31 protein-coding genes and 1 tRNA gene are annotated in these 23,886 nt (G+C 61.1%); 11 read left to right on the plus strand and 21 right to left on the minus strand.

The window, feature by feature from the left end:
• The first annotated feature begins 186 nt into the window (after positions 1-186).
• Positions 187-528: a hypothetical protein gene (locus AC0NIH_RS10790; RefSeq protein WP_473468321.1), complete on the plus strand. Its 342-nt coding sequence runs from the start codon at positions 187-189 to the stop codon at positions 526-528.
• A 67-nt stretch (positions 529-595) separates the two neighbouring features.
• Here the strand turns inward: AC0NIH_RS10790 and AC0NIH_RS10795 are convergent, their stop codons facing one another.
• The 3 genes from AC0NIH_RS10795 to AC0NIH_RS10805 are packed head-to-tail and all read right to left on the minus strand — an operon-like array spanning position 596 to position 1,731.
• Entirely contained in the window at positions 596-1,177 is a 582-nt protein-coding gene (locus AC0NIH_RS10795) for a hypothetical protein (RefSeq protein WP_473468319.1), read from the minus strand.
• 5 nt (positions 1,178-1,182) lie between these two features.
• Positions 1,183-1,392, minus strand: a complete 210-nt coding sequence (locus AC0NIH_RS10800; RefSeq protein ID WP_473468316.1) for a hypothetical protein — start codon at positions 1,390-1,392, stop codon at positions 1,183-1,185.
• 21 nt (positions 1,393-1,413) lie between these two features.
• Positions 1,414-1,731, minus strand: coding sequence for a hypothetical protein (locus AC0NIH_RS10805; RefSeq protein ID WP_473468314.1), 318 nt, complete (start codon positions 1,729-1,731; stop codon positions 1,414-1,416).
• Between the two features lie 72 nt (positions 1,732-1,803).
• Here AC0NIH_RS10805 and AC0NIH_RS10810 point away from each other — a divergent pair, with 72 nt between their 5' ends.
• A complete protein-coding gene (locus AC0NIH_RS10810) occupies positions 1,804-2,199 on the plus strand; it encodes a hypothetical protein (RefSeq protein ID WP_473468312.1) in 396 nt (131 codons plus the stop codon).
• Here AC0NIH_RS10810 and AC0NIH_RS10815 read toward each other — a convergent pair.
• From AC0NIH_RS10815 to AC0NIH_RS10825, 3 genes are all read right to left on the minus strand, one after another.
• On the minus strand, positions 2,196-2,705 hold the full coding sequence (locus tag AC0NIH_RS10815; RefSeq protein ID WP_473468309.1) for a hypothetical protein: 510 nt from the start codon (positions 2,703-2,705) through the stop codon (positions 2,196-2,198). The two genes, AC0NIH_RS10810 and AC0NIH_RS10815, sit on opposite strands and share 4 nt — an antisense overlap.
• A 254-nt stretch (positions 2,706-2,959) precedes the next feature.
• Positions 2,960-3,178 (minus strand): hypothetical protein, encoded by a 219-nt coding sequence (locus tag AC0NIH_RS10820; protein WP_473468308.1) that lies wholly within the window; start codon positions 3,176-3,178, stop codon positions 2,960-2,962.
• Between the two features lie 18 nt (positions 3,179-3,196).
• A complete protein-coding gene (locus AC0NIH_RS10825) occupies positions 3,197-3,493 on the minus strand; it encodes a hypothetical protein (RefSeq protein ID WP_473468306.1) in 297 nt (98 codons plus the stop codon).
• A 394-nt stretch (positions 3,494-3,887) separates the two neighbouring features.
• Here AC0NIH_RS10825 and AC0NIH_RS10830 point away from each other — a divergent pair, with 394 nt between their 5' ends.
• Positions 3,888-4,547 (plus strand): hypothetical protein, encoded by a 660-nt coding sequence (locus tag AC0NIH_RS10830; RefSeq protein ID WP_473468305.1) that lies wholly within the window; start codon positions 3,888-3,890, stop codon positions 4,545-4,547.
• Positions 4,548-5,188: 641 nt separating this feature from the next.
• On the opposite strand, the gene AC0NIH_RS10835 is transcribed toward AC0NIH_RS10830, so the two are convergent.
• Positions 5,189-5,265: transfer RNA gene (locus AC0NIH_RS10835), tRNA-Met, on the minus strand.
• 241 nt (positions 5,266-5,506) lie between these two features.
• Here AC0NIH_RS10835 and AC0NIH_RS10840 point away from each other — a divergent pair.
• Positions 5,507-6,466, plus strand: coding sequence for a Gfo/Idh/MocA family protein (locus AC0NIH_RS10840; protein ID WP_023765280.1), 960 nt, complete (start codon positions 5,507-5,509; stop codon positions 6,464-6,466).
• Between the two features lie 155 nt (positions 6,467-6,621).
• Here the strand turns inward: AC0NIH_RS10840 and mnmA are convergent, their stop codons facing one another.
• Complete coding sequence (gene mnmA / locus AC0NIH_RS10845) at positions 6,622-7,812, minus strand: tRNA 2-thiouridine(34) synthase MnmA (RefSeq protein ID WP_473468303.1); 1,191 nt, start codon at positions 7,810-7,812, stop codon at positions 6,622-6,624.
• A 298-nt stretch (positions 7,813-8,110) separates the two neighbouring features.
• Between mnmA and sciP the strand changes: the two genes are divergently transcribed.
• Complete coding sequence (sciP, locus tag AC0NIH_RS10850; protein ID WP_006203587.1) at positions 8,111-8,386, plus strand: CtrA inhibitor SciP; 276 nt, start codon at positions 8,111-8,113, stop codon at positions 8,384-8,386.
• Between the two features lie 90 nt (positions 8,387-8,476).
• Here the strand turns inward: sciP and AC0NIH_RS10855 are convergent, their stop codons facing one another.
• Entirely contained in the window at positions 8,477-9,403 is a 927-nt protein-coding gene (locus AC0NIH_RS10855; protein WP_473468302.1) for an NADP-dependent oxidoreductase, read from the minus strand.
• A gap of 89 nt (positions 9,404-9,492) precedes the next feature.
• On the opposite strand from AC0NIH_RS10855, the gene AC0NIH_RS10860 reads away from it, so the two are divergent.
• Positions 9,493-9,891 (plus strand): winged helix-turn-helix transcriptional regulator, encoded by a 399-nt coding sequence (locus AC0NIH_RS10860; protein WP_473468300.1) that lies wholly within the window; start codon positions 9,493-9,495, stop codon positions 9,889-9,891.
• A gap of 73 nt (positions 9,892-9,964) precedes the next feature.
• Here the strand turns inward: AC0NIH_RS10860 and AC0NIH_RS10865 are convergent, their stop codons facing one another.
• Positions 9,965-10,342 carry a flagellar export protein FliJ gene (locus AC0NIH_RS10865; RefSeq protein ID WP_013893381.1) on the minus strand — a complete coding sequence of 126 codons (378 nt, stop codon included), beginning with the start codon at positions 10,340-10,342 and terminating at the stop codon, positions 9,965-9,967.
• A 451-nt stretch (positions 10,343-10,793) separates the two neighbouring features.
• On the opposite strand from AC0NIH_RS10865, the gene ctrA reads away from it, so the two are divergent.
• The gene (gene ctrA / locus AC0NIH_RS10870) at positions 10,794-11,489 is read left to right on the plus strand and encodes a response regulator transcription factor CtrA (RefSeq protein ID WP_006203583.1); all 696 of its coding nucleotides are present in this window, start codon (positions 10,794-10,796) and stop codon (positions 11,487-11,489) included.
• Positions 11,490-11,653: 164 nt separating this feature from the next.
• On the opposite strand, the gene AC0NIH_RS10875 is transcribed toward ctrA, so the two are convergent.
• Positions 11,654-12,022: a response regulator gene (locus AC0NIH_RS10875; RefSeq protein ID WP_013893382.1), complete on the minus strand. Its 369-nt coding sequence runs from the start codon at positions 12,020-12,022 to the stop codon at positions 11,654-11,656.
• A gap of 247 nt (positions 12,023-12,269) precedes the next feature.
• Positions 12,270-12,899, minus strand: coding sequence for a histidine phosphotransferase ChpT (gene chpT, locus AC0NIH_RS10880; RefSeq protein WP_013893383.1), 630 nt, complete (start codon positions 12,897-12,899; stop codon positions 12,270-12,272).
• A 439-nt stretch (positions 12,900-13,338) separates the two neighbouring features.
• Here chpT and AC0NIH_RS10885 point away from each other — a divergent pair, with 439 nt between their 5' ends.
• Complete coding sequence (locus tag AC0NIH_RS10885) at positions 13,339-13,875, plus strand: DUF1134 domain-containing protein (protein ID WP_083833235.1); 537 nt, start codon at positions 13,339-13,341, stop codon at positions 13,873-13,875.
• Positions 13,876-14,033: 158 nt separating this feature from the next.
• Positions 14,034-15,218 (plus strand): coiled-coil domain-containing protein, encoded by a 1,185-nt coding sequence (locus AC0NIH_RS10890; protein ID WP_023765287.1) that lies wholly within the window; start codon positions 14,034-14,036, stop codon positions 15,216-15,218.
• Positions 15,219-15,270: 52 nt separating this feature from the next.
• Here AC0NIH_RS10890 and AC0NIH_RS10895 read toward each other — a convergent pair whose 3' ends face one another.
• The 5 genes from AC0NIH_RS10895 to AC0NIH_RS10915 form a co-directional block, all read right to left on the minus strand.
• Complete coding sequence (locus AC0NIH_RS10895) at positions 15,271-16,068, minus strand: TrmH family RNA methyltransferase (RefSeq protein ID WP_023765288.1); 798 nt, start codon at positions 16,066-16,068, stop codon at positions 15,271-15,273.
• A 103-nt stretch (positions 16,069-16,171) separates the two neighbouring features.
• Entirely contained in the window at positions 16,172-16,516 is a 345-nt protein-coding gene (locus AC0NIH_RS10900; RefSeq protein WP_013893387.1) for an ArsR/SmtB family transcription factor, read from the minus strand.
• Between the two features lie 155 nt (positions 16,517-16,671).
• Positions 16,672-17,451, minus strand: a complete 780-nt coding sequence (locus tag AC0NIH_RS10905; protein WP_473468296.1) for a HugZ family pyridoxamine 5'-phosphate oxidase — start codon at positions 17,449-17,451, stop codon at positions 16,672-16,674.
• Positions 17,452-17,575: 124 nt separating this feature from the next.
• Complete coding sequence (locus AC0NIH_RS10910; RefSeq protein WP_352711273.1) at positions 17,576-18,337, minus strand: 3-hydroxyacyl-CoA dehydrogenase; 762 nt, start codon at positions 18,335-18,337, stop codon at positions 17,576-17,578.
• 91 nt (positions 18,338-18,428) lie between these two features.
• On the minus strand, positions 18,429-18,965 hold the full coding sequence (locus AC0NIH_RS10915; RefSeq protein WP_023765291.1) for a GNAT family N-acetyltransferase: 537 nt from the start codon (positions 18,963-18,965) through the stop codon (positions 18,429-18,431).
• Positions 18,966-19,231: 266 nt separating this feature from the next.
• On the opposite strand from AC0NIH_RS10915, the gene AC0NIH_RS10920 reads away from it, so the two are divergent.
• Entirely contained in the window at positions 19,232-20,221 is a 990-nt protein-coding gene (locus AC0NIH_RS10920; protein WP_473468295.1) for a glutathione S-transferase family protein, read from the plus strand.
• Between the two features lie 15 nt (positions 20,222-20,236).
• Here AC0NIH_RS10920 and AC0NIH_RS10925 read toward each other — a convergent pair whose 3' ends face one another.
• Both AC0NIH_RS10925 and AC0NIH_RS10930 read right to left on the minus strand, forming a co-directional pair.
• Positions 20,237-20,722 carry an ABZJ_00895 family protein gene (locus tag AC0NIH_RS10925; protein WP_473468292.1) on the minus strand — a complete coding sequence of 162 codons (486 nt, stop codon included), beginning with the start codon at positions 20,720-20,722 and terminating at the stop codon, positions 20,237-20,239.
• Between the two features lie 71 nt (positions 20,723-20,793).
• Positions 20,794-21,288 carry an NUDIX domain-containing protein gene (locus AC0NIH_RS10930; RefSeq protein WP_473468290.1) on the minus strand — a complete coding sequence of 165 codons (495 nt, stop codon included), beginning with the start codon at positions 21,286-21,288 and terminating at the stop codon, positions 20,794-20,796.
• A gap of 53 nt (positions 21,289-21,341) precedes the next feature.
• Between AC0NIH_RS10930 and AC0NIH_RS10935 the strand changes: the two genes are divergently transcribed.
• Positions 21,342-22,271 (plus strand): metallophosphoesterase family protein, encoded by a 930-nt coding sequence (locus AC0NIH_RS10935; RefSeq protein ID WP_287269477.1) that lies wholly within the window; start codon positions 21,342-21,344, stop codon positions 22,269-22,271.
• Here AC0NIH_RS10935 and AC0NIH_RS10940 read toward each other — a convergent pair.
• The gene (locus AC0NIH_RS10940; RefSeq protein WP_473468288.1) at positions 22,255-22,869 is read right to left on the minus strand and encodes a hypothetical protein; all 615 of its coding nucleotides are present in this window, start codon (positions 22,867-22,869) and stop codon (positions 22,255-22,257) included. The genes AC0NIH_RS10935 and AC0NIH_RS10940 overlap by 17 nt on opposite strands.
• Before the next feature lie 119 nt (positions 22,870-22,988).
• The gene (locus AC0NIH_RS10945; protein WP_473468286.1) at positions 22,989-23,792 is read right to left on the minus strand and encodes an alpha/beta fold hydrolase; all 804 of its coding nucleotides are present in this window, start codon (positions 23,790-23,792) and stop codon (positions 22,989-22,991) included.
• Positions 23,793-23,886: the final 94 nt, after the last annotated feature.

Here is a 23,886-nt window from a genome sequence, read left to right on the forward strand (position 1 = left end):
GTAAACAGGCTAGTCGGTTCCAACCTAATCCCCATGGTGAGGGGATTTAACCGCCAACTGACGGGCGCCGGGCAGGATCTTGTCGGGCTGCTCGGCGTGCAAGGCCGCTGGCCGGGACCGGCGCCAGGTCTTCATGCCGCTGATGCCTTTCGATGGTTTGGTGGACGGTTCGAGAGGGGGCTGTGAATGACAGAACAGGAACAGCAAAGCACCAAAATCGTCGACGGCATAACTCACATTGATTGGGGTATCGCGCGGAAGCACAGGTTCGCCCATAACGTTGTCCCGCCTCGACCTGCGGACTGGCCACCACAGGTCACGCCAGTCAGCATCAGCGGCTTAGTGCTGATCGGGATAGACGAAAAGACGAACGAACTATTCTGGGATGGCAAGCGCATCATCACCGAGAAACGTTTTTCCGATTATGAAAGACGGCTCGCGCTCGTAGGCCTGGCAATCGCGGGCATTGGCGTAGCCGCAACCGTCGTTCAAGCGTGGGCCGCAGTCGTGGGTTTGCCTGTCCACTAACGGCTTTGGGTTCTACAGGCGGGCGTCGGATGCCATTTAGCCGGCGGTTTCTGCGGATCAGCCGGCGCTAAGAGGCGGCTTTTCGCACGACGTCGAAGAACCGCTCCAGCGTCGAACTGTCGATCGCTAGTGTCCGTTCGCTTGCCTTTGCCGCCGTCGTGACTGTCGGGAATAACCCCGGCGCCATCTTGAATAGGTTCTGACAAGAGTGCCCTGGGCCATGCTTGGCGCAGTTGGCCGCTCGCTCCAGTTCGAGGATTTCCTTAGCGTAGGCGCTCTTTCCTCGTTGGCTTAGCCATCCCCGTGGGTGCCCATAGTCTGTCCGTTTGAGTTCGGCGTTGCAATGCCGTTCCCAGTGATGAAACAGGGCAATAAGGAACGCCTTGCGCACATAGTGTGCCCCTCTGTCGGCCCGCTCCTCCAAGCCGACGGCCTCATCGTAAAGGTGGCCGACGTAGTCGTCGTCGTCGTCGTCGTTTCGATCAGGGAAGGCATCGGTCGCCCCAATACCAAGCCGCCGGCGCACCTCCTCCTCGATTTCATCCGGGCGGCTGCCAAGGGCTTTTGCGGCGGCCGTGTAGGCAGCCTGAATGTCATCCAGGGCCTGGAGAAAAAGCCAAGCACGAAACGAGTAGGGCAATGGCGCCACGGAAGCTATTCTACGATTGTCGGATGAGGCTTGCCACTGTCGCGAAGAGCCTTCGCCAGCTTGTCGAACAGATGCGGGTTACCTCTGGCGCTTGCCGCATTTGGGTTCACCGTCGAAAGGCCGTGGCCTTCGATGCTAAGGTGGATGTCGCCAGCTGCGAGGTCGAACCAGACCCCAATCCTTGGATATGCGGTCTTGCCACTGCGCTCGGCCATGTTGGCAAAGTCTCCCTTTGTTCATTGAACCTTTAGGCAGGCGAGGTGGGCCTTATCTCGAAACTCGCCAGTCGCTCGCTGCTGATATTCGGGGGTGTTGAAGCGCGGGACGGAATAAGCATCCATCACGAGAGCTCGCACGAATTTTTGGGCGCTGGCCGGATAGGAGGATAGAACCTCTAAAGCGTCTTCAAGCGACACGCCCCGTTGCCTCGCCATCATGAGATGTTCAGCGACTTTCGCGGCTCTCGAACACGCTTTGTCGTCTGCGCTGGCGACACCCGACAGAACTAGGCTGAGACAAAGGGTGAGCGCAGCACAGAGTTTGTCGATTGTCATGCCCACGCCCTCCTACCGATAGCATTGCGCAACCCTGAAGCGCACGCAAGCGGGGCTGGACGAGGCCGAGGAGTGCTTGACGATTTCAGCGGACAGGGGCGCGGCCTAACTTTTGGTTGCGAACCTTCACTCGACCGGAGATTGCCTGCCAAGCAGGATGCGCGAGAGATCGAGGATAACATTGGCGCCTCGCTGAAAGGGCACGTCGCCGACCCTGTACATTTCGGTGGCGTCTCGAATGGTCTGCCGTTCGATCGTATTGAAACCCAAGACGGTAGCGAGATTGACGATCGTCTCTTCAATCTTCTCTCGGGGCTGCATGTCCCTATTCGCCCTTGTGGATGCAACCGTACCCATGCCGACGCTATCGACGATCCGCGCCTTCTGCAGTTTTTTCCTCATTTCTTCAGCCTCACGCCAGCGCCACCGCCGTTCTCTGGGATTGAACTCGACGCCGGCATTTTTTAGCGCGCCGCCCAAGCTTTCCGAACATCGCCGAGAAGGTCGATATATTGGTCGAGACCATCGTCGTCGGCGAGAAAACCCTTATCGTCCGGGACCCGGACCGCCGTCAGGGTCATGTCATATCCAGGCAGAGTGAAGGGTACCCGATCCCGGAAGAAACTCTCAGGGACGACTGCAAAGAACGGCCGCGTTTGAAAGGTCTCGCCTGGCGACGTTCCCCAAATGCCAAAATTGCCAGGCGGGAACGTGACATCAAGGGACACATGCAAACAGTCGTCTTTCTGAACGATTGTGCCACGGTAGCGCGCGCCAGACGTGTCGTTGCCTTGGATAATGCCGTTTCCAATTCTCAGCACCAGAATAGATGCGCCACTCTCGGCCGTTGCCGCGATTGAATAAATGCCATCTTCCAAGATCGTAACTCCCACACTGCTTTTTCCAGACTGTCGGGTATCATGCCAAAGCTTCGCCCCCGCAAGGGCGTGCTTGACGATTTGGCGCTTGTCCAACAGAGAAGCGCCAGGACGCGGGAAGCATCAGCGGGCCTGAGACAGCGGCCAGCGGAAACGCGCGCTGGCGGGCTGCTACTCCCAGTGACCCAAGGCGTACAAGCGCGGGGTACTGCGCAACTCAGCGACCGTGAAAACCGCCTCTGGATGCTCTTTCCAAATGTCAATTTCCCTCTGGCGAACGGTCAGCAATCCTCCCCGAAAGGGATATTCTCCGGCCGTTTCGGGCTTTCCCGCGTCACGCCACCCGACTTTCACGCTTGCTCTCCCCGGGCCTTTGGCTTCCCCAGCCGTTCGAAAATCGCGAGTTGCTGTTCAAGCAATGAGATGACGCCGGACAGCCCGATCGCCATGACACCCATCCCAAACGAGACTGATCCAAGAATCTCGTGAATGGCTGACTTGGCGACCATATAGACGAGAATGCCGGCGCCTATTTGAAGGGCTCCAAGAATTCCGAGTATCGCGCGCATCGACTGCCCCCCCAATAATCACCTAAGCCCGAATTGAGCCTTCATCATCAGCTTATTGTTCTGAAACATGGCGTTCATGTTGGCGCCCAGACTATCGCCGTCCCACATGTACATCACGGTCACATAGCCAGCCATGTCGCTTCGGCTAAGCTCTTCTCCCTTACATCCTAGAAGTTGCACCGCCTGCGGATATGACATCCCGGTCGAAAGAGCCATGTATTGATCTTTCGAGACGTTGCAGTCGGATGCTTCAACTTTTGAAACGAAGCCAATCGCCACAGCGAATGCGGTTGCCACGAGAAAATAAGTCTTCACTTTGTTTGCCCCTCCATTTGCCCCCTGGCAACATCGCGCAATCCGTGCGCGCGCGCAAGCCGCGCTCCCGAAGGGAGCGGCTTGACGAAATGACCGAATAAGCGGAACGTTGCAGGCGGAGCGTGAGAACTCCCGCTGATGGCCTTTGCCGGGCCTGAAGCAACCAGAGCGTAGGCGAGGCGATCCTTGCCGGGATCAGTCCGTCTACGAAATCGACCGTGCTGACAGCCGTCGGCGCGACCGGCACCACTATGCCGGGAGAGCGGCGGCTATACAAGACCCGAAAGGGAAAAGCCGTCGCGCATGGTCTCTGGCCATGTTCTCACCCTCCCGGCGCCAGTGCTGACCGCTGGCAGCCCGGCCGTGAGAAGCCGGTAAATCCAGAGAGACCACCATGAACACGAAGGCAACAACGATCGACCGGCGGCGCCTGCTGCTGGGCACAGGGGCAACTGCGGCTGGCCTGGGAGCGCTTGCTGTCATGCCGAGGGCGCATGCCGCTCCGGCCGAGCACCCCGACGCCGAGCTGTTCCTGCTCGACAAGGAAATGGACAAGGCTGCTGCCGCAATGAAAGAGGCTCTAAGGGCCTGCAGGAGGTTGGATAAGAAGTGCGCGAAGCTCTACCCGTCGGCGCCGGCGATATGGGAAGAGCCGCACATGCCGGAAGACGTAAGGGAGGCGTTCGCGTCAGCGACGATTGGAGACACATGGGACAGCAAGCTCCCGCCCATCTATGCCGCATGGAGAAAAGCGGTTGGGGAACAGAGAACCGCGTATGAAACCTTGCGAATAGCGCACCGTGCCAAGGTTGACGAGATACAGCGCGAGGTCGGCGGCAGCGCAGCGGAAGACGCTTTCGAGGCCAGCATTTCGGCACAGTATGACGTCGCAGGGCGAATTCTAGCAGTGCCCGCCAACACCTTGGAGGGTATCCTGGTCAAGTTGCGGGTGGCAGAAACTATGGATTTGCAGAATGCCTGCGAAAACGATGCGCTCGTGTCGATCGCCGCCGACATCAGGCGGCTTGCCGCGGCCGGTCAGGCGGTGGCGTGATGGGCCAGACCCCGACCCGGCTTTCAGCAGCGGTAGAGCTGAGCAACGACATGATAGTCGTGCCGTTCCACTACGCTTACCGGAATATCTTCGGCATGATGCCTATCCGGGACTGCGAACATTTCCGGCTAGTCTCGCCGTCGTGCTACGACCCCAAGCACTACCCGCCGGGCTCTTGCATCCAATAGGGTTTCCACCCGCAGAAATTTCCCGACGTAGGGAATTTTGGCCCGCTGCCGAGAGGTGGCGGGCTTTTCTATTTTGCCATCGGCTCACCGAGCGCAAGCCAAGTAACTTCACCGGTGGCTGTGCGCACCAAGTACCATGTCTGAGCAGTCTGTCGGTCAAGCAACACCGTGGTCGGCTGCGACTGGCCAGGGTTCATGTAGGCCGCGATAGATCCCTGTGAAACTTGATATCGAGGTTCGCTGTTCGAGCAGCCGGCCAAGGCAGCCAGAGCGATGCCGAGAAACGCCCGCATATCCCCCTCCCCATGTCGCATCCATGTCGCATGGACCTGCCGATAGTCGCAGGAAACCGTTGGAAATCAACGGTAGTGGTTTGCAACATGGCGTGACATGGAAACAGCAACAGAGGCGCGCTGTATGGCACCTAAGTTGCTGATTTTCTTTGAAGAAATTTGGTAGCGGGAGAGGGACTTGAACCCCCGACCCCAGGATTATGATTCCCGTGCTCTAACCAACTGAGCTACCCCGCCAGGGCGGCGAAAGGCCCGAAATGCGCCTTAAACCGAAAGGCATTTCGAGGCGTTCGCCAAGGTCGCGCGGATATAAGGTTGGGAGGGCGAGCCTGTCAAGCTTCGAAGCATTCCATATCGCCGCATATTCTCATTGCCGAAAAAAGCTTTGCCGCGCCGACATTTGGTTGCAGCCGCCGGGGTTGAGTTCGAAGGGGCACGTCGCTATGTCTCGGCCACGAGTTTTTAGAGTTTGAAACAGATGAAGCCGCGCATTGCAGTCCTCGGTTGCGGATACTGGGGCAGCAACCATATCCGCACCCTCAAGGCACTCGGCGCGCTGCACGCGGTCTCGGACGCCAATCGCGCGCGCGCCGAAGGCTTTGCCAGCGAACAGGATTGCCTGGCGATCGAGCCCGACCAGCTGTTCGTCCGCGACGACATCGACGCGATCGTCATGGCCTTGCCGCCGCAGTTCCATGCCGACCTTTCCGTGCGCGCCGCCGAAAGTGGCAAGGATTTGCTGGTGGAGAAGCCGATCGCGCTGACGGTCGCGGATGCCGAGCGCTCGGTGCAGGCGGCCAAGGACAATGGCCGCGTCTTCATGGTGGGACATGTCCTGCGTTTTCACCCCGCCTTCGAGACGCTGAAGGGACTGATCGACAAGGGCGAACTCGGCGAGGTCCGCTATATCCACTCGCACCGGCTTGGCCTCGGCAAGTTCCACACCGAGAACGATGCGCTGTGGGACCTGGCGCCGCACGATCTGTCGATGATCCTGGCCATCACCGGCACCGAGCCGATCGAGGTGCGCGGCGAGGGGGCGGCCCTGCTCGACAATCTCAGCGACTTCGCGCATCTGCACATGCGCTTTCCCAACGGCCTGCGCAGCCACCTCTTCGCGTCACGGCTCAATCCCTATCGCGAGCGGCGGCTGACCGTGGTCGGCACCAAGGCGATGGCGGTGTTCGACGATGTGGAGCCATGGGAGCGCAAGCTTGCCGTCTATCGCCATGCGGTGTGGCAGGACAGCGGCCAATGGGCGTTCACCACCAACGAGCCGTCCTATGTCGCGGTCGCGCAAGGCATGCCGCTGACGCGCGAGCTGGAGCATTTCATCCAGTGCATCGAGACGCGGGCCGAGCCACGCACCAGCGGCGAGGAAGCGATCAGGGTGCTGCGCATCCTGACGGCAGGCACGGTCACCCACACCAAGTCCTGAGGGACCGTTTGGAAACTCTACTCTGGCGGCCATCTGACGGCGTTTTCTGCGCTTCCGGTGCTCACGGACCCAAATGTCCGCTGCGCTCCGGTTCTCGAAATCACCACCATATGACTCGCCAGAGCGAATTTCGAAACGGTCTCGGAGGGTAGAGTTTACTCGGCCGGAATCTGGGCCGGCCTTGCGGCAAGCCGGCTCAGCATGGCCTCGGCCTCGGCGCCGCGCTCGGAGCGCTCGATGAAGCCGCCGCCGAAGACGCGGGCCTCGTTGCCGTCGTCGGAATAGAGCACGCAGGCCTGTCCGGGCGCGATGCCGGACTCGCCGTCGGCCAATTCAACCGAAGTCACGCCGGCCTCGTGGCGCAGCACCGCCGGGCGCGGCGGCCTGGTCGAGCGGACCTTGGCGAACAACTCGATGCCGCCTGCGGCAATATCGGTGAGCTGCCCGTCGCCAAGCCAGTTCATGTTGCGCAGGTAGATCTTGTGCGTCTCCAGCGCCTCGCGGGGGCCGACCACGACGCGGGCCCGTTCGGCGTCGAGATGGACGACATAGAGCGGCTCGCCGGATGCGATCCCGATGCCGCGGCGCTGGCCGATCGTGTAGCGCAGAATGCCTTCATGGCGGCCGAGCACGCGGCCGTCGATGTGGACGATGTCGCCCGGATTGGCGGCTGAAGGCTTCAGCTTGGCGATGATGTCGGAATATTTGCCCTGCGGCACGAAGCAGATGTCCTGGCTGTCCTGCTTGGCGGCAACCGTCAGCCCCATCTCCTCGGCAATGGCGCGAACCTGCGGCTTCGACAGGCCGCCGAGCGGAAATCTGAGATAGTCGATCTGCGCCTGGGTGGTGGCGAACAGGAAATAGCTCTGGTCGCGGTCGGCATCGACCGGCCGGTAGAGCGCGCGATGGGCGCCGTTGGCGCCGGAGCGGATGTAGTGACCGGTGGCCAGCGCATCGGCGCCCAGCTCCTTGGCGGTGGCCAGAAGATCGGCGAACTTCACTGTCTGGTTGCAGGAGACGCAAGGGATGGGCGTCTCGCCGGCGACGTAGCTCTCGGCGAAGGGGTCGATGACCGCCTTGCGGAACCGTTCCTCGTAATCGAGCACGTAGTGGGGAATGCCGAGCGTCTCGGAGACCCGGCGGGCATCGTCGATATCCTGTCCGGCGCAGCATGAACCGGCCCGGTGCGTCGCCGCGCCATGATCGTAGAGCTGCAAGGTGACGCCGACGACGTCATAGCCCTCGCGCTTCAGCAGGCCGGCGACCACGGACGAATCCACGCCGCCCGACATGGCGACGACGATACGGGTGTTTTCGGGACGTCCGGGAAGATCGAGACTGTTCATGGTGCTTTCATTCTGCGCGGCACCTGAATGCCAATGTCGAGAATATAGGTCAAGCTTTCCGGCGGCGCCAGCTTGCAGGCCAATTCACGAGCCAATTCACGGCTTGTGGCCGATCTGCGACCAGGCGGATTTTCCCGGCCAATTCAAGGCTTCCAGCCAGATATTTCAAATGCCGGCGAAAAGACTAACGCGGCGTTCACGATCCTTACCTAGTCATTAGGGTCTGCTTAGGCAATTTTTAAAGCTGTGGCGGTAACGTGGCGGGGATTGGGTCTTTGAGTTTTTTGTAGAGAGTACGATGACCGATCTGGTTAGACCTAGAGTCAAGTATGTTATCGGGCCTGACGGCAGCCCCCTTACGATTGCCGATCTGCCGCCGACGAACACGCGTCGCTGGGTCATCCGGCGCAAGGCGGAAGTGGTCGCGGCGGTGCGTGGCGGACTTTTGAGCCTCGAAGAGGCCTGCCAACGCTACAAGCTGACCACAGAGGAATTCCTGTCCTGGCAGGCGTCGATCGACGAATACGGTCTGGCCGGGCTGCGCACCACGCGCATCCAGCAATACCGGCATTAGAGCCGGCCTGAACATGGTCAAAGGGCGCGGCATTCCGCGCCCTTTGTTTTTCGAAACGGTTTCTGGTGTTTTTCGAGCAATTTCTGGCGGTCAGACCGTCAGCGCCACCTTGCCGATCGGCCTGGTCGCGAGAAAGGCGTGGGCAGCGCCGGCCTCTTCAAGCGGGAAGCTCTTCGCCACATGGACGGTGAGCTTGTTCGCATCGATCAAGCGGCCAAGTTCGACCAGGCCTTCGCGATCGGGCACGACGGACATGCGCTCGACCCGGATGTAGCGCGCGGCGGCATCGGCTCGCGTGGCGTCGTTGACATTAAGCAATGACACCAGCACGCCTCCACGCTTGATGACCTTCAGCGAGCGATCGGCATGGTCGCCGCCCACTGGCTCCAGTACCAGATCGATGTCGCTGATCTGGCTGGTGAAATCGCCCTTGCTGTAGTCGATGACCTCGTCGGCGCCGAGCTTGCGGACGAAATCGAGCTTGTTCGGGCTGGCGGTGGCGATGACGTAAGCGCCGCGCGCCTTGGCGATCTGCACCGCCAGATGGCCGACACCGCCGGCACCCGCATGCACCAGCACGCGCTGGCCCGATTTCAGTCCGCCATGGCGGACAAGGCCTTGCCAGGCGGTAAGGCCCGCCAATGGCAATGCGCCGGCCTGGATGTGGTCGGCTCTCTTAGGCTTGAGTGCTATTTCATCCGCGGGGACAGCCGCCAGTTCCGCGTAAGCCGCTGCCTGCTTGGGGAAGCGCGGCATGCCGAACACCTCGTCGCCAACCTTGAAGGCGGTGACGCCGTCGCCCAGCGCCTCGACCGTCCCCGAGATGTCCCAGCCGAGGATGAAGGGCGGCTCGCCAAGCAAGGGATAATAGCCGGCGCGTACGGCGCCATCGACGGGATTGATGCCGGCGGCCTTGACTCGAACCAGCACCTCGCCGGCTTCGGGCGAGGGATCAGGCTGGTTGGCAATGACGAGGACGTCGGGTCCGCCGACAGTATTCTGGACAACGGCACGCATGGGGTGTCTCCTGCTTGATTGCTGCCACTATCATTTGGATAGTAATAATCTCTTGTCCAGTATGTACCTTTTTGATAAATAGGTACCCCATGGATAGTGAAGACAATTGCCGCTTGGGCTATGACGCGTTCCGACGGACATGTCCGTCGCACACCGTGCTCGAGATGCTGGCCAGCAAATGGGTCTATCTGGTGGTTTGCGCGCTGCGCAAAGGTCGGCAGCGCAATGGCGAGCTTGCCCGCAAGCTCGAAGGCATCACGCCCAAGATGCTGACGCAGACATTGCGCGTGCTGGAGCGCGACGGCCTGGTCCGGCGGGAGGTCTATCCGGTTATTCCGCCACGCGTCGAATATGAGCTGACCGAGCTTGGCCAGAACCTGGCGGGATTGCTCACCCAGATCAGGTCATGGGCCGAGCAGCACGCACCGGACATCAAGGATGCCCGCGCAAGGGCGATTGCCGCAAATGAAGGGGATTGGGCCGCCTAGAGCCGGTTCACCCTCTCGAGGCCGTCGCCCGGTAGGTTGCGCGCGCCGGGCGGACGCGCTCGGGACGCGGATGTCAGCCGATCATGGCGCTGCGGCCGCCGGTTTCGGTCTCGCGGATCTTGGTGTCGCGCGATTCCAGCATTTCAGCCTTGGAAAGCTCCGCTTCAGCTTCGCCGAGTAATGATTCGGCAGCGCTTCGCTGCTGGGCGAGGTCGCTTTGCGAATTTCTAAGGTTGTCGCGGCGCAAACGCGCCGCCTTGGCGAAGGTCGGATAGGCAAAATGGTTGATGTCGGTGATGCCGGCTTTCTTTTCCTCGGCGGTGATCTGAAGCTCCAGTTCGACCGCCATGCGTTCGAACTCGGCGATCATCATGTCGAGCTGCAGAAGCTGACGCCGCTTCTCATTCACCTGAAACTGTTTCAGCCGAACGAGGTTTTCACGTGACTTCATGATTCGGTACTCCCGGAAACGCACACCCGCACATATCGTCCAAACCGCCTGGAAAGGCCCAAGCTCTGCCCATGTCCACCGGCATTCCCCGAACTATGGGAAACAAAACCCTAAAGTTTTTTGCCGACGGTAACCATTCGTTTACGGGCATTGTTAATCATACGGGTCAGGACTTAAGGCCGGGTAAAAATTCCGGCCGCCGAAGCGAAGCCGCCTCGATGAGTCCCTGGAGTCACTTAGTCCAGGTTATTAATGTGTTGCATTAGGAATTTTGGTCTGTGATTCGTCATTAGATTCAAGAGGGTGTAGAAAGGGGTTAAAAAATCTGATACCGTCATGGACGGGAAATTAGGTTTTGTTAACCATTCAATGGCAGCCTCTGCACAAGGCAACCACTGCTCCGGGGCAGGACGGGTCGTGAAATGGTCCGGCGGCAGAAAAGGGGAATGAAATGCGTGTTCTGCTGATAGAAGATGACAGTGCAACCGCACAAAGCATCGAACTGATGCTGAAATCGGAAAGTTTTAACGTCTATACGACGGACCTCGGCGAAGAGGGTGTCGATCTCGGCAAACTCTACGACTACGACATCATCCTTCTCGATCTCAACCTGCCCGACATGTCCGGCTACGAGGTCTTGAGAACGCTTCGCCTCTCCAAGGTAAAGACGCCCATCCTCATCCTCTCCGGCATGGCCGGCATCGAGGACAAGGTACGCGGCCTCGGCTTCGGCGCCGACGACTACATGACCAAGCCTTTCCACAAGGATGAGCTGGTGGCGCGCATTCATGCCATCGTGCGGCGTTCCAAGGGCCATGCCCAGTCGGTCATCACCACTGGCGACCTGGTGGTCAATCTCGACGCCAAGACCGTTGAGGTCGGCGGCCAGCGCGTGCACCTCACCGGCAAGGAATATCAGATGCTGGAGCTGCTCTCGCTGCGCAAGGGTACCACGCTCACCAAGGAAATGTTCCTCAACCACCTCTATGGCGGCATGGACGAGCCGGAGCTGAAGATCATCGACGTCTTCATCTGCAAGCTGCGCAAGAAGCTCGACGCCGCGTCCGGTGGCCAGAATTACATCGAGACGGTCTGGGGCCGCGGCTATGTGCTGCGCGAACCGGAAGACATCCGCGTCAGCGCCTGAGCTGCAAACGCCTTCACCATCGATAAAAACCCGGCTCAGGCCGGGTTTTTTGCGTGATGAGCGGATACTTCGTGATGGGCGGATACTTGCGGGGCGAATGCTTGCGGAGCGAATGCTTGCGGAAAAGCGTCCCGGATTTTTCCCGGAACGGTTCCAGGCCCGAATCAGGCGGCGATCTTCAAGGCGCGAAAGCGCTCGAGCAGCTGCGGGCGGTTGAAGGGCTTCAGGAGATACCCCTGGGCGCCGGCGCGCTTGGCCCGCATGATCGACGCGATATCCAGCTCGACCAGCGAGATCAGGATCTGCGGCCTGATCGGGCTTTCCATGGCGCGTACGCGGCGGATGAGGTCAACCGCCTGCACGTCCGGCAGGGCGCCGTCGACGACGATGATGTCAGGCATGTCGGCGGCACACATCTCCAGTGCGTCAAGTCCGCTCGCTGCTTCGATGATCATCATGTCGGAACCGCCCAGGATGCGTTTTGCAACCTTCCTGATGACGCTCGAATCGTCGACGAACATACAGCGTTTCATTTCCGAGTCCTCTTTGCCTTTTGGCAATCCGGTAGCGTCGGGGCATCGAGGAGCACCATAAGCCAATCTGGTAAAGAAGCCGAAAAGGCATTGGGTAAAATTTTTGCAAAGATGCCATTTGACTGGCTCTTCCTTGCGGATGCTTCGATGTAGTCGTTTGGGAGAAGCTCAACGCTTCCAATTCAGCGATCACGCCAATACTACGCTGTTAAAAATACTTTGTTTTCCGCTCGAATCGACCGGATGCTCAGGCTGCTGAAAGCACGATTTCTTCCGCCGTGGCATGGATCGATATCGTCATGGCGGCTTCGCGGGCCAGAAGCAGCGTGTAATAAGGCTGGACCGAATGCGCATCGATTGGCTCTTCCGGCTTGTGGCCGGAATGCAGTTCGAGGAATTTCGGCGGCACGCGCAGCATCGGCCCGCTTGCCGAGAGCGAAAAGCGCGGTTCGGTTTCGAGATTCTCCAGCGTTACGACCAGCTTGCCGCCGCGCGGGATGGCGGCGTTGGCAACGAGGAGCAGGTTGAGCAGCAGCTTGACCTTGTTCTTGGGCAGCAGCGCTCGGATCCCGTTCCAGACCAATTCCGGCTTTTCGTTTTTGAGGAAAGCGATGGCGACGGCTTCGGCGTCTCCGGTATCGATCATCATGCCCGCCGAGCCGGCCGCGCCAAAGGCGATGCGGGCGAACTGCAACCGGGCCGAGGCGTTCCTGGCGCTCTGGCGGATGAGCCGCATGGCGTCTTCGTCGGCGCCGCCCTCGTCGAGCAGCTCGAGCCCGTTGTTGATCGCGCCGACCGGCGAGATGATGTCGTGACAGACGCGGCTGCACAAAAGTGCAGCCAGATCAGGTGCGGAAAGAGTGAACAGATCGGCCATCGGCGAAAATCCCTGCAAATTTCACAACTCACGGCCGAGCGATCGATCGTCGCCTGCCAACACGAATCACGCTCGCTCCCAGGCTTTTTGAATACACAGCGCCCGTGCTTGCAGCAACAAATCCAAAATTGTGGTTATGGCAAATGGCGCGTTCACGCAGGCTGCCGCCCGTATGAGCGACCCCAAACAGCCTTCGAACCGCCATGTTCATGTGCGAGCTTAATGGTTGAAAAAGGATTACGGCATAGTTTGCCCCTAACAGTTACCCTTAACGGCCGCCTAAAGAGCCGTATGGGGTGCGAGGCGTCGGCGAAGGTGCTCCCTGACGGAGATTGGAAGCATGTTTTCCCGATTTTATGACCGGACCTTTTTCCGTGTCACCTCTGGCCGGAACCTGTTCCGTGTCATACCAGACCGGACATTTGTCCGTGTCGTATCAATGGCGATCGCGCTCATGGGTGCTCTCGTCTTCTCGACTTCAGCCCTGCGGGCCCAGGAATATACCGCTCAGGAGATTGTCGATTCCGGTCACAAGTTCTTCGGCGCGACATCGGGCGGGCTGGCCACCGTCATCGAGAAGATCTTCGCTTCCTACGGCCTGCCCAATGGCTACCTGCTTGGCGAGGAGGGCTCGGGCGCGCTCATCGGCGGCCTGACCTATGGCGAAGGCACGCTCTACACCAAAAATGCCGGCGACCACAAAGTGTTCTGGCAGGGCCCGTCGCTGGGTTGGGATTTCGGCGGCGAGGGATCCCGGGTGATGATGCTGGTCTACAACTTGGACGACGTCGGCAACCTCTACAACCGCTACGGCGGCGTGGCGGGGTCGGCCTATGTCGTGGCGGGTGTCGGCTTCAATGTGCTGAAGAACAACAATGTGCTTTTGGTACCGATCCGAACCGGTGTCGGTGCTCGGCTCGGCGTCAATCTCGGCTATCTGAAACTGACCGAGCGGGCTACGTGGAATCCCTTTTGATCGAAACCCTTCGTGACCGCAAAGCCGGCTTTTCGACGGGGTTTGTAGGGCCGTGATCCCCATGCGCTGCGGCAAGCCCTTGCCGCAGCGCCGGATTTCCGCCATGCCAATATGGTACGGTCCAGTTCAGGCGGTTGCCGCCGATAGCGGGTAGTCCTTTGGTTCAGTCGGTCCTGTTCTTTGCCCTTGGCTTTCTGTGTGCCGGCTTTCTGGCGCTGATGATCGCTCCGGCGGTCTGGAGGCGAGCCGTCGCCCTGACCCGCAGGCGCATCGAAGCTTCGATCCCGTTGACCCGGGCCGAGATCCAGGCCGACAAGGACCGGATCCGGGCCGAGTACGCCATGTCGGCGCGCCGCCTCGAGATGAACGTCAAGGCGCTGCGCGAGAAGGCAGCCGAACAACTCGTTGAGATCAATCGCGGCCGCGAGGCGTTGAAGGGGCTGGCCGTCGAGCGCACGGAAAAGAACCACGCGCTCGCCGAACTCGGTGCCAAGGACGAAGCGCTGCGGCAGCGCGAAGAGGAACTGCATCAGCTTTCGGAACGGCTAAAGGAAACCGAACGAAAGCTGGAAAAGCGGGCGCTCGAGCTCGAAAAGCTGGAGCACATGTATGACGACGCCAGTTTTTCTTCCAGCAGCCGGCAGATCGAGCTGGTGGCGCGCGAGTCCGAATTGCAGAAGCTTGCCAGTGACATCTCGCTGCTGCGCGGCCAGCGCAAGGAGGCGGACCGCCGCCAACAGGAGATCGCGGCCGAAAGCAAGGCAGCGCGCGAGGCCCTGAAGGCCGAGAAGAAAAGGACGGCTGAACTCGACAAGAAGGTCGAACGGCTGCTCGCCACGCTCGCCGATCGCGAGGACAAGCTCGAGCGCCGCGAAAAGGATCTGGCGCGGCTGCGCGAAAAAGCGAAAACCGAGGAGGGCGGACCGGCTCTGCGGCTGGTCGGCAAGCCTGATCAGGTCGACAAGCTTGAGACTGACAGGCGTGATGAGGCCGCCAAGCGTGATGAGGCTGAAAGGCGCGATGAGCTGGATAGGGCGATCGCCAAGCTCGACAGCGATCGCGAACGGCTGGAGGCCAGGCTGACGGCGCTGGCGCGCGAGAACAAGCGGCTCAAGGCGGATCTTGGCGCCATGGCATCATCGGGCACCACGAATGGCGGTGCCGCGCTGCGCGAGCAGATGAACGAGCTGGCGGCGGAAGTCGTCCACCTGACGGCCAAGCTCGAGGGGCCCGATTCGCCGATCGCCAAGGCGTTGGCGGTACCGCAGGACAGCCGGCCCAGCGGCGGCGACCGCAGCCTCGCCGATCGAGTGCGAGCCTTGCAGAATGCGGATGCTACCTGAGGCTGCGGCTGTCGTTCTCCCAAAAACCGAGGTCACTTTCGGGCGACATGCCTTAGCGGTGCGAGAAATGATGCAGGGCAATGGCTGAGGCGGCTGCCACGTTCAGGCTGTCGAAGCCGTCCGCCATGGTTATCCGTACGGTCTGCAGGCGCGCGAGCAGGCTTTCGGGCAGGCCTTCGCCCTCGGTGCCGAGATAGAGCGCCAGACGCCCGGCCGGCTTTGCATCGCGTATGTCGGTCCGTCCGCGTGGCGACAGGGCGAACTGTTCAAAGCCCCGCTCAGCCAGCATCGCCGTGAAGCCGGCGGTGTCGGTGAAGGACGCAAAAGGGATCTTCAGCGCGGCGCCGACCGAAACACGGATCGCCTTGCGGTACAGCGGATCGCAGCATGTCGCGTCGATCAGCACCGCATCGGCGCCGAAGGCGGCGGCGTTGCGGAAGATCGAACCCATATTGTCGTGGTTGGAAATGCCAACGAGCACCACAACCAGGGCCAGAGCGGGCAAGGCATCCAGCAATGGGCCGGCCGGCTGCGGCGTCTCCTTGCGGCCGATGGCCAGGATGCCGCGATGCAGGTGAAAGCCGGCGATCGCGTCCATCACCGCGCTGGTGACGACATAGACCGGCAGATCCGCGGGCGCCTTGTCCAGCGTGTCCTTCAGGCCGCCCAGCCGGTTTTCCAGGACCAGGACGGATTCGGCGCTGAAGCGTCTCGACGACAAAAGCAGGTCGAGCACCACCTTGCCTTCGGCAACGAAGCGGCCTTGCCGGCCCGCGAGATCGCGTTCGCGGATATCGAGATAGGCGGCGACGCGCGGATCCTGCGGGTCGTCGATGCGAATTGGGTTCATGTCCCCTGCTCAAAGATCTAGAGCGCGGATCGTGCGTCGGAAAGGACGCACTAGCCACGCTCTGGAAATCGTCGGCGAGGTAAACGGCCGCAGAAGCGTCCGGTCAAGTCCCGGCGCGGCGCAATCTCTGTGCCATCTGGGACAGGTCCTCCTTGCCGCTGCCGAAAATACCATCCAGCATGACAAGCAGTTCGCGCACCGCATCGGATTTGCAGGAGTAGTAGATCATCTGACGGTCGCGGCGGGTGTCCACCAAATCGAGCGCCCGCAGCTTGGCCAGATGCTGCGAGAGGGCGGATTGGCTGAGCATCACCTTTTCGGCGATAGCGCCGACCGACATTTCACCGTCGATCAGATAGCTCATGATCAACAGCCGTTTTTCGTTGCCCATAAGCATCAAAAATTCGGCCGCCGGTTCAGCGTTGGCGATTAGCTTTGTCGAGACCATAAATGCCCCATGCTGTTTGCTCATCGAGGTGCCATGGGGGCAATGGCGCCTGAATCCATAAATTCACTTGCGAAAGGACACTGACGAGTCAGCGCCACCCCTTGAGCGTAGAACATTTCTTCCAAATCTCAAGCATTGCTTTTGATCAAATGCAATTAAGTTCTGTCATTTGTCTTCATCATTGTGCGGCCACTCCTGACCATTTCAACCAAAACGGGCCGCAATTCACCTGCTGCCACCAGGGGTTGCGGAAAGAAAACCCGGCAAACATTATCCCCCGATACCAAGTCCATGCCGTCGGCATCCAGTCCGGCGATGGTCCAGCCCTCGCCGGATGCCCTGGCAAACTGATGTGCGTAAACGGCAACCGCGTCGAGATGTTCCGCGTTCATGTGCTCGATGGCGGATTGTTCGCTGTCCGCAAGCTCTTCGACGATGGGTCCGCTGCTGGTGAGATCGGACCGATCGAGCAGATAGGCCTTGCCGAAGCCGCCATTGAGGCTGGCGCGTTGCGGTTCGAGGCGAAAGATCGAAAAGTCGCCGAGCCCGGCATAGAGGCCGGCCTTGGGATTGCGGTTGAGATAGCGGCGCTCGGCGCGGGCGTGGATGCCCGAGCCACGCTCCAGCCGCGATGCCCTGCAGATCAGCGTCAAGCGCGGATGCGCCAGCGGGTCGCCCTTGCCTGGCTCGCCGAGCAGCAGGGAACAGCGCGGATCGGCAAGCAAGGCAGGCGTGTGCGCGGAAAGCATCGACACCAGGATCAGCGGCGCGCCATCGATGTCCGTGGCCACGCCGACCCGGCTCGCCAGCGGCGACCCGGTCCGTGGCTCCAGCACCGCCAATGCGCCGAAGCGGGCGCTGCGCAGAAGCGTCTTCGCCAGCCGGATCGCCTCGGCATCGGTCTCGCGAATCACATCCTTCTTTCGCTCGCCCAAGGGTCTGGCTCTTCTAAGTTGATCTTTCTATTCCACTTATCGGACGAAGATGCCGGGTTTGGCAAGGGCTAGCTCTTTATGCATTTCGTTTCTCAAAAACGCTTCGCATCTTGGACGGCATGCATCACTTCGGCGCCATGCGGATGGCGCCGTCGAGGCGGATGGTCTCGCCGTTCAGCATCTGGTTCTCGATGATGTGCAGGGCAAGGGCGGCATATTCGGATGGTTCGCCGAGGCGCGAAGGGAAGGGCACGGCGGCGCCCAGCGAATCCTGCACCTCCTGCGGCATGCCGGCCATCATCGGTGTCTTGAAGATGCCGGGCGCGATGGTGCAGACGCGGATCCCGGAACGGGCAAGGTCGCGCGCCACCGGCAGCGTCATGCCGACCACACCACCCTTGGAGGCCGAATAGGCCGCCTGGCCGATCTGGCCGTCATAGGCGGCGACCGAGGCCGTGTTGACGATGACGCCGCGTTCGCCGCCCTGCAGCGGCTCGAGCTTCGCGGCGCGATCGGCGACGAGGCGGATCATGTTGAAGGTGCCGATCAGATTGACCTCGATCACCTTGCGGTACTGGTCGAGCGGATGGGGACCATCCTTGCCGATCGTCTTCACGCCGATGGCGATGCCGGCGCAGTTGACTAGGATGCGCGGCTCGCCGAGCTTGGCCGCGACCTCCGCGAGGGCGGCAGCACCGCTGTCGGCGCTGCTGACGTCGCATTGGACGGCAATGCCGCCGATCTCGGCCGCGACCTTGGCAGCGCGGTCGATGCCGACATCGAATATGGCGACGCGGGCACTTTTGGCGGCAAGCGCCCGAGCCGTCGCCTCGCCAAGGCCGGAGCCGCCGCCGGTCACGATCGCGATCTGGCCGTTCGGGGTCATGGCGTCATTCCTTCTGTAAAGCAGGCCTTCCTGTGAAAGCAGGCCCTCCTGTGAAAGCAGGAAAGGATCAGTGCCAGATCGAACGGGAAGGTCAAGCCATGGCGGCGATGTGCTCGGCGACCCTGGCCTGACTGGCGTGACCGACCTCGCCCAAGAGCTTGGCGACGGAACCCGGCACGATCTCATGCGACAGCAAGCGGTCGAGATCGACAGGGCGCGGCATCGAAATCTGGCCGCGCGGGATCCGCTTGAAGCCGAGCGGCCCGTAATAGGGCTCGTCGCCGACCAGTATGACGGCCGGCGCACCGGCCTTGGCGGCAGCTTCCAGCGCAATCGCCACCAGCCGGCGGCCAATGCCGAGATTCTTGAAGGCGGGCCTTACCGCGAGCGGCCCGAGCATCAGCGCGCGTCCGGGGCCGGCGGCAATGCGGGTCATGCGCACCGAAGCGACGACGATGTCGCCGTCGACGGCGACAAAGGACAGAGCGCGTTCGTGCCCTCCAGCCTCGCGGATCTTGTAGGCAGCCAGGACAAAACGGCCGGGGCCGAAGGCCTCGTCGTTGATGGCTTCGATTTCAGCATCATGCGCCGGGGTTTCCGGCAGGTATTTCACGTCGGCAAGGCTCATGGTCTTTGCGTTCCGGTAGAGAGGAAAGGTTGCTGCAAACGGCAGCATTCGCCAGTCAGCGCTTCATCAAGCGCGGGCGCCCTTTCGTCGTCGGTCAAACCGGATCAAAGCAAAGTCGAACATGCGGAGTGTCCGCTAGCATCAATTTTCGGCCGCTGCAATCGACCCGTTCACTGGCCCTAACGATTGACAGTCTGTTCAGCCCTGGTGATTTCAGCCTTGCCGCTTCGCGCTCTACATCAGGGAGAAAGGCGAAAGGACATCCCATGGGATTGCTGGTCGACGGCAAGTGGCAGGACCGCTGGTACGACACCAAGGACAGCGGCGGCAAGTTCGTGCGGGCGCAGTCGCTGTGGCGCGACTGGATCACGCGTGACGGCAAACCGGCCGAGGGCCGCCATCGCGGCTTCAAGGCAGAGCCCGGCCGCTACCACCTCTATGTCTCGCTTGCCTGTCCGTGGGCGCACCGGACGCTGATCTTTCGCGCGTTGAAGAGGCTCGAAGGCATCATCTCCGTCTCGGTCGTGCACCATTTCATGGGCGCGAACGGCTGGACGTTTCTCGCCGAGGACGGCGCCACCGGCGACACGCTGTACGGCCTCGACTTCCTGCACCAGATCTACACCAGGGCCGATCCGGCCTATTCCGGCCGGGTCACGGTGCCGGTGCTGTGGGACAAAAAGGAGCAGACCATCGTCTCCAACGAATCCTCCGAGATCATCCGGATGCTCAATTCAGCCTTCGACGAATGGGGCGATGCCGGTCTCGATTTCTATCCACAGCCCTTGCGCGGCGAGATCGATGCGATCAACGCTCTGGTCTATCCCGCCATCAACAACGGCGTCTATCGTGCCGGCTTCGCCACCACGCAAGCCGCCTATCAGGAGGCCTTCGACGCGTTGTTCTCGGCGCTCGACACGCTCGAGGATCGGCTTTCCAAGCAGCGTTATCTCGTTGGCGATCGCATCACCGAAGCCGACTGGCGGCTGTTCACCACGCTTGTGCGCTTCGACCCGGTCTATGCCGGTCATTTCAAGTGCAATCTGCGCCGTATCGCCGACTATCCCAACCTGTCGAACTATCTGCGCGACCTCTATCAGGTACCCGGCGTTGCCGGCACGGTGAACCTGCATCACATCAAGGCGCATTACTACGGCAGCCACGAAACGATCAACCCGACGCGGATCGTGCCCATGGGACCGGAGCTGGACTATGCCGCGCCGCATGACCGGGGACGGTTCAGGAAGGCGGCCTGATAGCCGGCAGGCTGATCAGCGGAAAAGTTTGGTGTCGAGTTGCGTTTGCCTTTTGCGGTTGGCTTTCAACATCCGATTTCCGAACCAACTCGAGTAACCGAAGGCGTTGAGGCAGAAGGCAAACAGCGTCGCCAATGCCATGATCGCAACCCAGCCACCAAATGGGATTCCTCTCAATTTTGCCGCCGTGGCGTCGTCCGCGAGTGAAAGCAGAAGGAACAACATCGAGAATAAAATGATGGCTATCGTGGAAAACACCACCGTTTTCCAATACTCCCCTCTATGGAAGGTTCTCCCATGTTTTCGTATAAATAGGGAATACGCCGTCAAAGTAGAGGCGAAATTCACCCCGAAATAGGTATTCTTCCCAGTTAGCGCGATGAATGACGGAAAAATTATTGCTAAGGCGATCAGGGCCAGGCTTACTAAAAACGTTACAAGCATGTAAATGCCGACATAAGGCCATATACTGACCGTATCTGTTTTTTCGTAAGCCATCATCGCCCCTCGATAAGATTTTAGTGAAATTAAAATCATTGAAGTCGAGGTGCAGGATAACTGTATTTCGTAAATCACCAGTAACTAGAAATCGGCTCTCCCTGGAAAACCTCGGCGATCCGCCGCAGTGTCGCCGGCGTCGTTGCTTCCGGCAAGCGGTCCAGCGGGAAGAAGCCGGCTTCGGCGATCTCGTGGTCAGGCAGCTTGGGCGCCGTCTGGGCGAACTGCTCGATGAGATAGAAGCCGACATGATCGCGGCGGCTGGAGCGGCGGTTGAAATGCATCGATTTCAGTGCCGGTGGGGCGATTAGCGCGATGTTGCCTTCCTCCGCCAATTCGCGGGCCAGTGCTTCGTCCATGGTCTCGCCGACCTCGACGCCACCGCCGGGAAGCTGCCAGCCCGGCACATAGGTGTGGCGGATGAGGAAAACGGAATTCGTGGCGGTATCGTGGATCAGGCCGCGCACGCCGAGCGTCATCGGCCGCCGCAGCACGAAATAGAGATGGAACAGCCGGGCCCTGAGGCCAGCCCAACCGATCTGGCGGAAGGGATCTTGCGGGCTCGTCATCGGTAGCGAAACCGTGGGTGGAAAGGAGGGCGCTGGTCGCCTATGAACGATGCATGTTCAGGCTCGCGCATATTTCCGATGTCCATCTGGGGCCGCTCCCGGATGTATCCTATCGCGATCTCGCCTCCAAGCGCGTGCTCGGCTACGTCAACTGGCAGCGCAATCGCCGCCGCCACATGCATGACGCCGTCATCGATACCATCGTCGCCGACGTCAAGGCGCAAAGTCCCGACCATCTCGCCGTCACCGGCGACCTGGTCAATCTGGCGCTCGACGGCGAGATCGAGATGGCCAGGCACTGGCTGGAAACGTTGGGACCGCCGCACGACGTTTCCGTCGTTCCGGGAAACCACGATGCCTATGTGCCCGGCGCCTTCGACAAGGTCTGTCGCTCATGGGCGGCGTGGATGAGCGGTGACGGCATCAACACGCCGGTCGACCGCAATGCCTTTCCCTTTCTGCGCGTGCGCGGCAATGTCGCGCTGATCGGCGTCTCGACGGCGCGCGCCACGGCGCCCTTCATGGCCAATGGCTTCTTCATGGAGGGGCAGGCGGAGCGGCTCGGCAAGATCCTGCGCGACACCGGCGGGCAAGGCCTGTTCCGCGCCATCATGATCCATCATCCGCCGGTGCGTGGCGCCGTCCCGCAGCACAAGCGGCTGTTCGGCATCGCCCGCTTCCACAAGATCATTCGCCGGCATGGTGCCGAGCTTGTCCTGCACGGCCACTCGCATCTGCCGTCGCTGTTCCAGATCGGGGTCCGCGGCGCCAAGGTCCCGGTTGTCGGCGTAGCCGCCGCCGGCCAGGCGCCGGGCGGCAAGCACCCGGCGGCACAGTACAATCTGTTCGACATCGACGGCGAAAAGGACAATTGGCGGATCCGCCTGACCCGGCGCGGCCTGACCGGGCCGGCGATACCGCCTGTCGACCTGCAGACGCTGGAGCTGGGCGCCCCGGCCATAGCCGCTACGGCCGCAAGCTGAGCCCCATTGCCACGAGACGGTCCCAGAACACGGCGATCGACACCGCCAGGCCGACCAACGCGCCGGCGGCGATCAGGCCAAGGCCGGACAGGAAGGCAGACCAGCCCTTGCTGCGTTGTGGCGACCGCAGCGGCGGCTCCGCCTCGCTCACCTCGGCGCGCTTCATGCCGGCGATTGCCGGTTCGACCCCGCCTTCCATCATCCTCTGGCGCTCGACGATGCGCTCGGCGACATAGCGCGTCACAGCGTTGGCAACCGGCTTCATCTCGGTCGATTCGGCGAGCACCATACGGCCGATGCGGGTGTCCTTGAGGAAGCGGTAGGTGCGGCGATCTCGGCCCATCGCGACATGGCTGACGGCGTCGATCCACAGACGCGGCTGCAGCCCCGAGGAAACGACGAAATCGAAATTGTCCATGTCGGCTGGAACGTCGGCAAAGACGGGCGCGAGTTCGGCGGCCAGGAGATCGAGGCGCATGCGATGCGCCTCGCGCATGTCGACGACGACATCGTCGCGGTCGGCAAAGGCGTTCTTCACATCACGGATGGCATCGGACAGTTTGCTTGACGGATCGATCTTTTCGCCTGCGTCCTTCATCGGCGTGGCCTCGCGGGTTTGGTTAACACGCAGTTAACACAGCCGCCGGCAAAATGCACTGGCGAGATGGGGGCGAGAATCAGGGGCGAGGCGCAGGGGATATGGCGCTCAGCGGCAACTCAATCGGCGGTGGTGGCGAGTTTCGGGCGAACGGGTCTCGCGCGACGGTACATGTTGCGCTGGATGATCCTGGCGATCAGATCGGGCGCTTCCTCGATCAGCATATGGCCTGCCTCCAGAACGTGATGCACATGAAAGCGCGCCGGCAGGCCATCCGCATGGGCGAAAGGCAGCACCGCGTCGTCAGTTCCCCACACCACCATCACCGGCATGGCCAGCGTGTCCAGCAGATTGCGCGGGATGACGCCTTGCCGGTCGTCCCTGGTCATGGCAGCGGCGATCTCGACAAGTTTTTCCAGTTGCCCGGGCCGCCTGCGCATTTCGGAAAGCGTATCGGCGGCGTGGTCAAAAGGCGGCGCGCGTGGACCCGACATGGCGGCAAGGCAGGCAAGAATCTCGGCCGACTCGCTCGCGGCGGCAAAGCGGCGCAACAGCGCCCCGTTGATCTCGGGGCCGAAGCCACCGGGCGCCAACAGCGTCAGCGAGGCGACTTTTTCCGGGTCGGCCAGCGCCATCAGCACCGCGACAGCGCCGCCCATCGAGTGGCCGACCAGATGGACCCGCTTGAGTGCCCGCGCGGAGAGATCGGCGACAATGGCCCTTGCCGCCACCTTGGCCGGACCGGCATCCGGGAAATCAAGCGACAAGCCATGTCCCGGCAGATCATAGGCCAGCGTGCGCGCCGAAGCCGACAGGGGAGAGATCACCTCACCCCAGACGTCATGGCAACCACCGAAGCCATGCAGCAGAACGATGGTCTTCGAACCAGCACCTTGTTGGGCGGCATAAAGCGATGAAATCATGAACTGGAGGCTTGTTGCGAGATTGGAAGAGCGCGAGACGAGACATCAAATGTGGCTGGAATGCCCTTCGTCGAGCGCAATGGCCAGTAAAATC

The sequence above is a fragment of the Mesorhizobium sp. WSM1386 genome, from assembly GCF_055901595.1.

What these genes read in the sequence shown, in the direction of transcription:
- AC0NIH_RS10790 (WP_473468321.1), top strand. Translation starts at nt 187, where the DNA reads ATGACAGAACAGGAACAGCAAAGCACCAAAATCGTCGACGGCATAACT.
- AC0NIH_RS10800 (WP_473468316.1), bottom strand. Translation starts at nt 1,392, where the DNA reads ATGGCCGAGCGCAGTGGCAAGACCGCATATCCAAGGATTGGGGTCTGG.
- AC0NIH_RS10805 (WP_473468314.1), bottom strand. Translation starts at nt 1,731, where the DNA reads ATGACAATCGACAAACTCTGTGCTGCGCTCACCCTTTGTCTCAGCCTA.
- AC0NIH_RS10820 (WP_473468308.1), bottom strand. Translation starts at nt 3,178, where the DNA reads ATGCGCGCGATACTCGGAATTCTTGGAGCCCTTCAAATAGGCGCCGGC.
- AC0NIH_RS10830 (WP_473468305.1), top strand. Translation starts at nt 3,888, where the DNA reads ATGAACACGAAGGCAACAACGATCGACCGGCGGCGCCTGCTGCTGGGC.
- AC0NIH_RS10840 (WP_023765280.1), top strand. Translation starts at nt 5,507, where the DNA reads ATGAAGCCGCGCATTGCAGTCCTCGGTTGCGGATACTGGGGCAGCAAC.
- mnmA (WP_473468303.1), bottom strand. Translation starts at nt 7,812, where the DNA reads ATGAACAGTCTCGATCTTCCCGGACGTCCCGAAAACACCCGTATCGTC.
- sciP (WP_006203587.1), top strand. Translation starts at nt 8,111, where the DNA reads ATGACCGATCTGGTTAGACCTAGAGTCAAGTATGTTATCGGGCCTGAC.
- AC0NIH_RS10855 (WP_473468302.1), bottom strand. Translation starts at nt 9,403, where the DNA reads ATGCGTGCCGTTGTCCAGAATACTGTCGGCGGACCCGACGTCCTCGTC.
- AC0NIH_RS10860 (WP_473468300.1), top strand. Translation starts at nt 9,493, where the DNA reads ATGGATAGTGAAGACAATTGCCGCTTGGGCTATGACGCGTTCCGACGG.
- AC0NIH_RS10865 (WP_013893381.1), bottom strand. Translation starts at nt 10,342, where the DNA reads ATGAAGTCACGTGAAAACCTCGTTCGGCTGAAACAGTTTCAGGTGAAT.
- ctrA (WP_006203583.1), top strand. Translation starts at nt 10,794, where the DNA reads ATGCGTGTTCTGCTGATAGAAGATGACAGTGCAACCGCACAAAGCATC.
- AC0NIH_RS10875 (WP_013893382.1), bottom strand. Translation starts at nt 12,022, where the DNA reads ATGAAACGCTGTATGTTCGTCGACGATTCGAGCGTCATCAGGAAGGTT.
- chpT (WP_013893383.1), bottom strand. Translation starts at nt 12,899, where the DNA reads ATGGCCGATCTGTTCACTCTTTCCGCACCTGATCTGGCTGCACTTTTG.
- AC0NIH_RS10885 (WP_083833235.1), top strand. Translation starts at nt 13,339, where the DNA reads ATGGCGATCGCGCTCATGGGTGCTCTCGTCTTCTCGACTTCAGCCCTG.
- AC0NIH_RS10895 (WP_023765288.1), bottom strand. Translation starts at nt 16,068, where the DNA reads ATGAACCCAATTCGCATCGACGACCCGCAGGATCCGCGCGTCGCCGCC.
- AC0NIH_RS10900 (WP_013893387.1), bottom strand. Translation starts at nt 16,516, where the DNA reads ATGGTCTCGACAAAGCTAATCGCCAACGCTGAACCGGCGGCCGAATTT.
- AC0NIH_RS10910 (WP_352711273.1), bottom strand. Translation starts at nt 18,337, where the DNA reads ATGACCCCGAACGGCCAGATCGCGATCGTGACCGGCGGCGGCTCCGGC.
- AC0NIH_RS10915 (WP_023765291.1), bottom strand. Translation starts at nt 18,965, where the DNA reads ATGAGCCTTGCCGACGTGAAATACCTGCCGGAAACCCCGGCGCATGAT.
- AC0NIH_RS10920 (WP_473468295.1), top strand. Translation starts at nt 19,232, where the DNA reads ATGGGATTGCTGGTCGACGGCAAGTGGCAGGACCGCTGGTACGACACC.
- AC0NIH_RS10925 (WP_473468292.1), bottom strand. Translation starts at nt 20,722, where the DNA reads ATGATGGCTTACGAAAAAACAGATACGGTCAGTATATGGCCTTATGTC.
- AC0NIH_RS10930 (WP_473468290.1), bottom strand. Translation starts at nt 21,288, where the DNA reads ATGACGAGCCCGCAAGATCCCTTCCGCCAGATCGGTTGGGCTGGCCTC.
- AC0NIH_RS10935 (WP_287269477.1), top strand. Translation starts at nt 21,342, where the DNA reads ATGTTCAGGCTCGCGCATATTTCCGATGTCCATCTGGGGCCGCTCCCG.
- AC0NIH_RS10940 (WP_473468288.1), bottom strand. Translation starts at nt 22,869, where the DNA reads ATGAAGGACGCAGGCGAAAAGATCGATCCGTCAAGCAAACTGTCCGAT.
- AC0NIH_RS10945 (WP_473468286.1), bottom strand. Translation starts at nt 23,792, where the DNA reads ATGATTTCATCGCTTTATGCCGCCCAACAAGGTGCTGGTTCGAAGACC.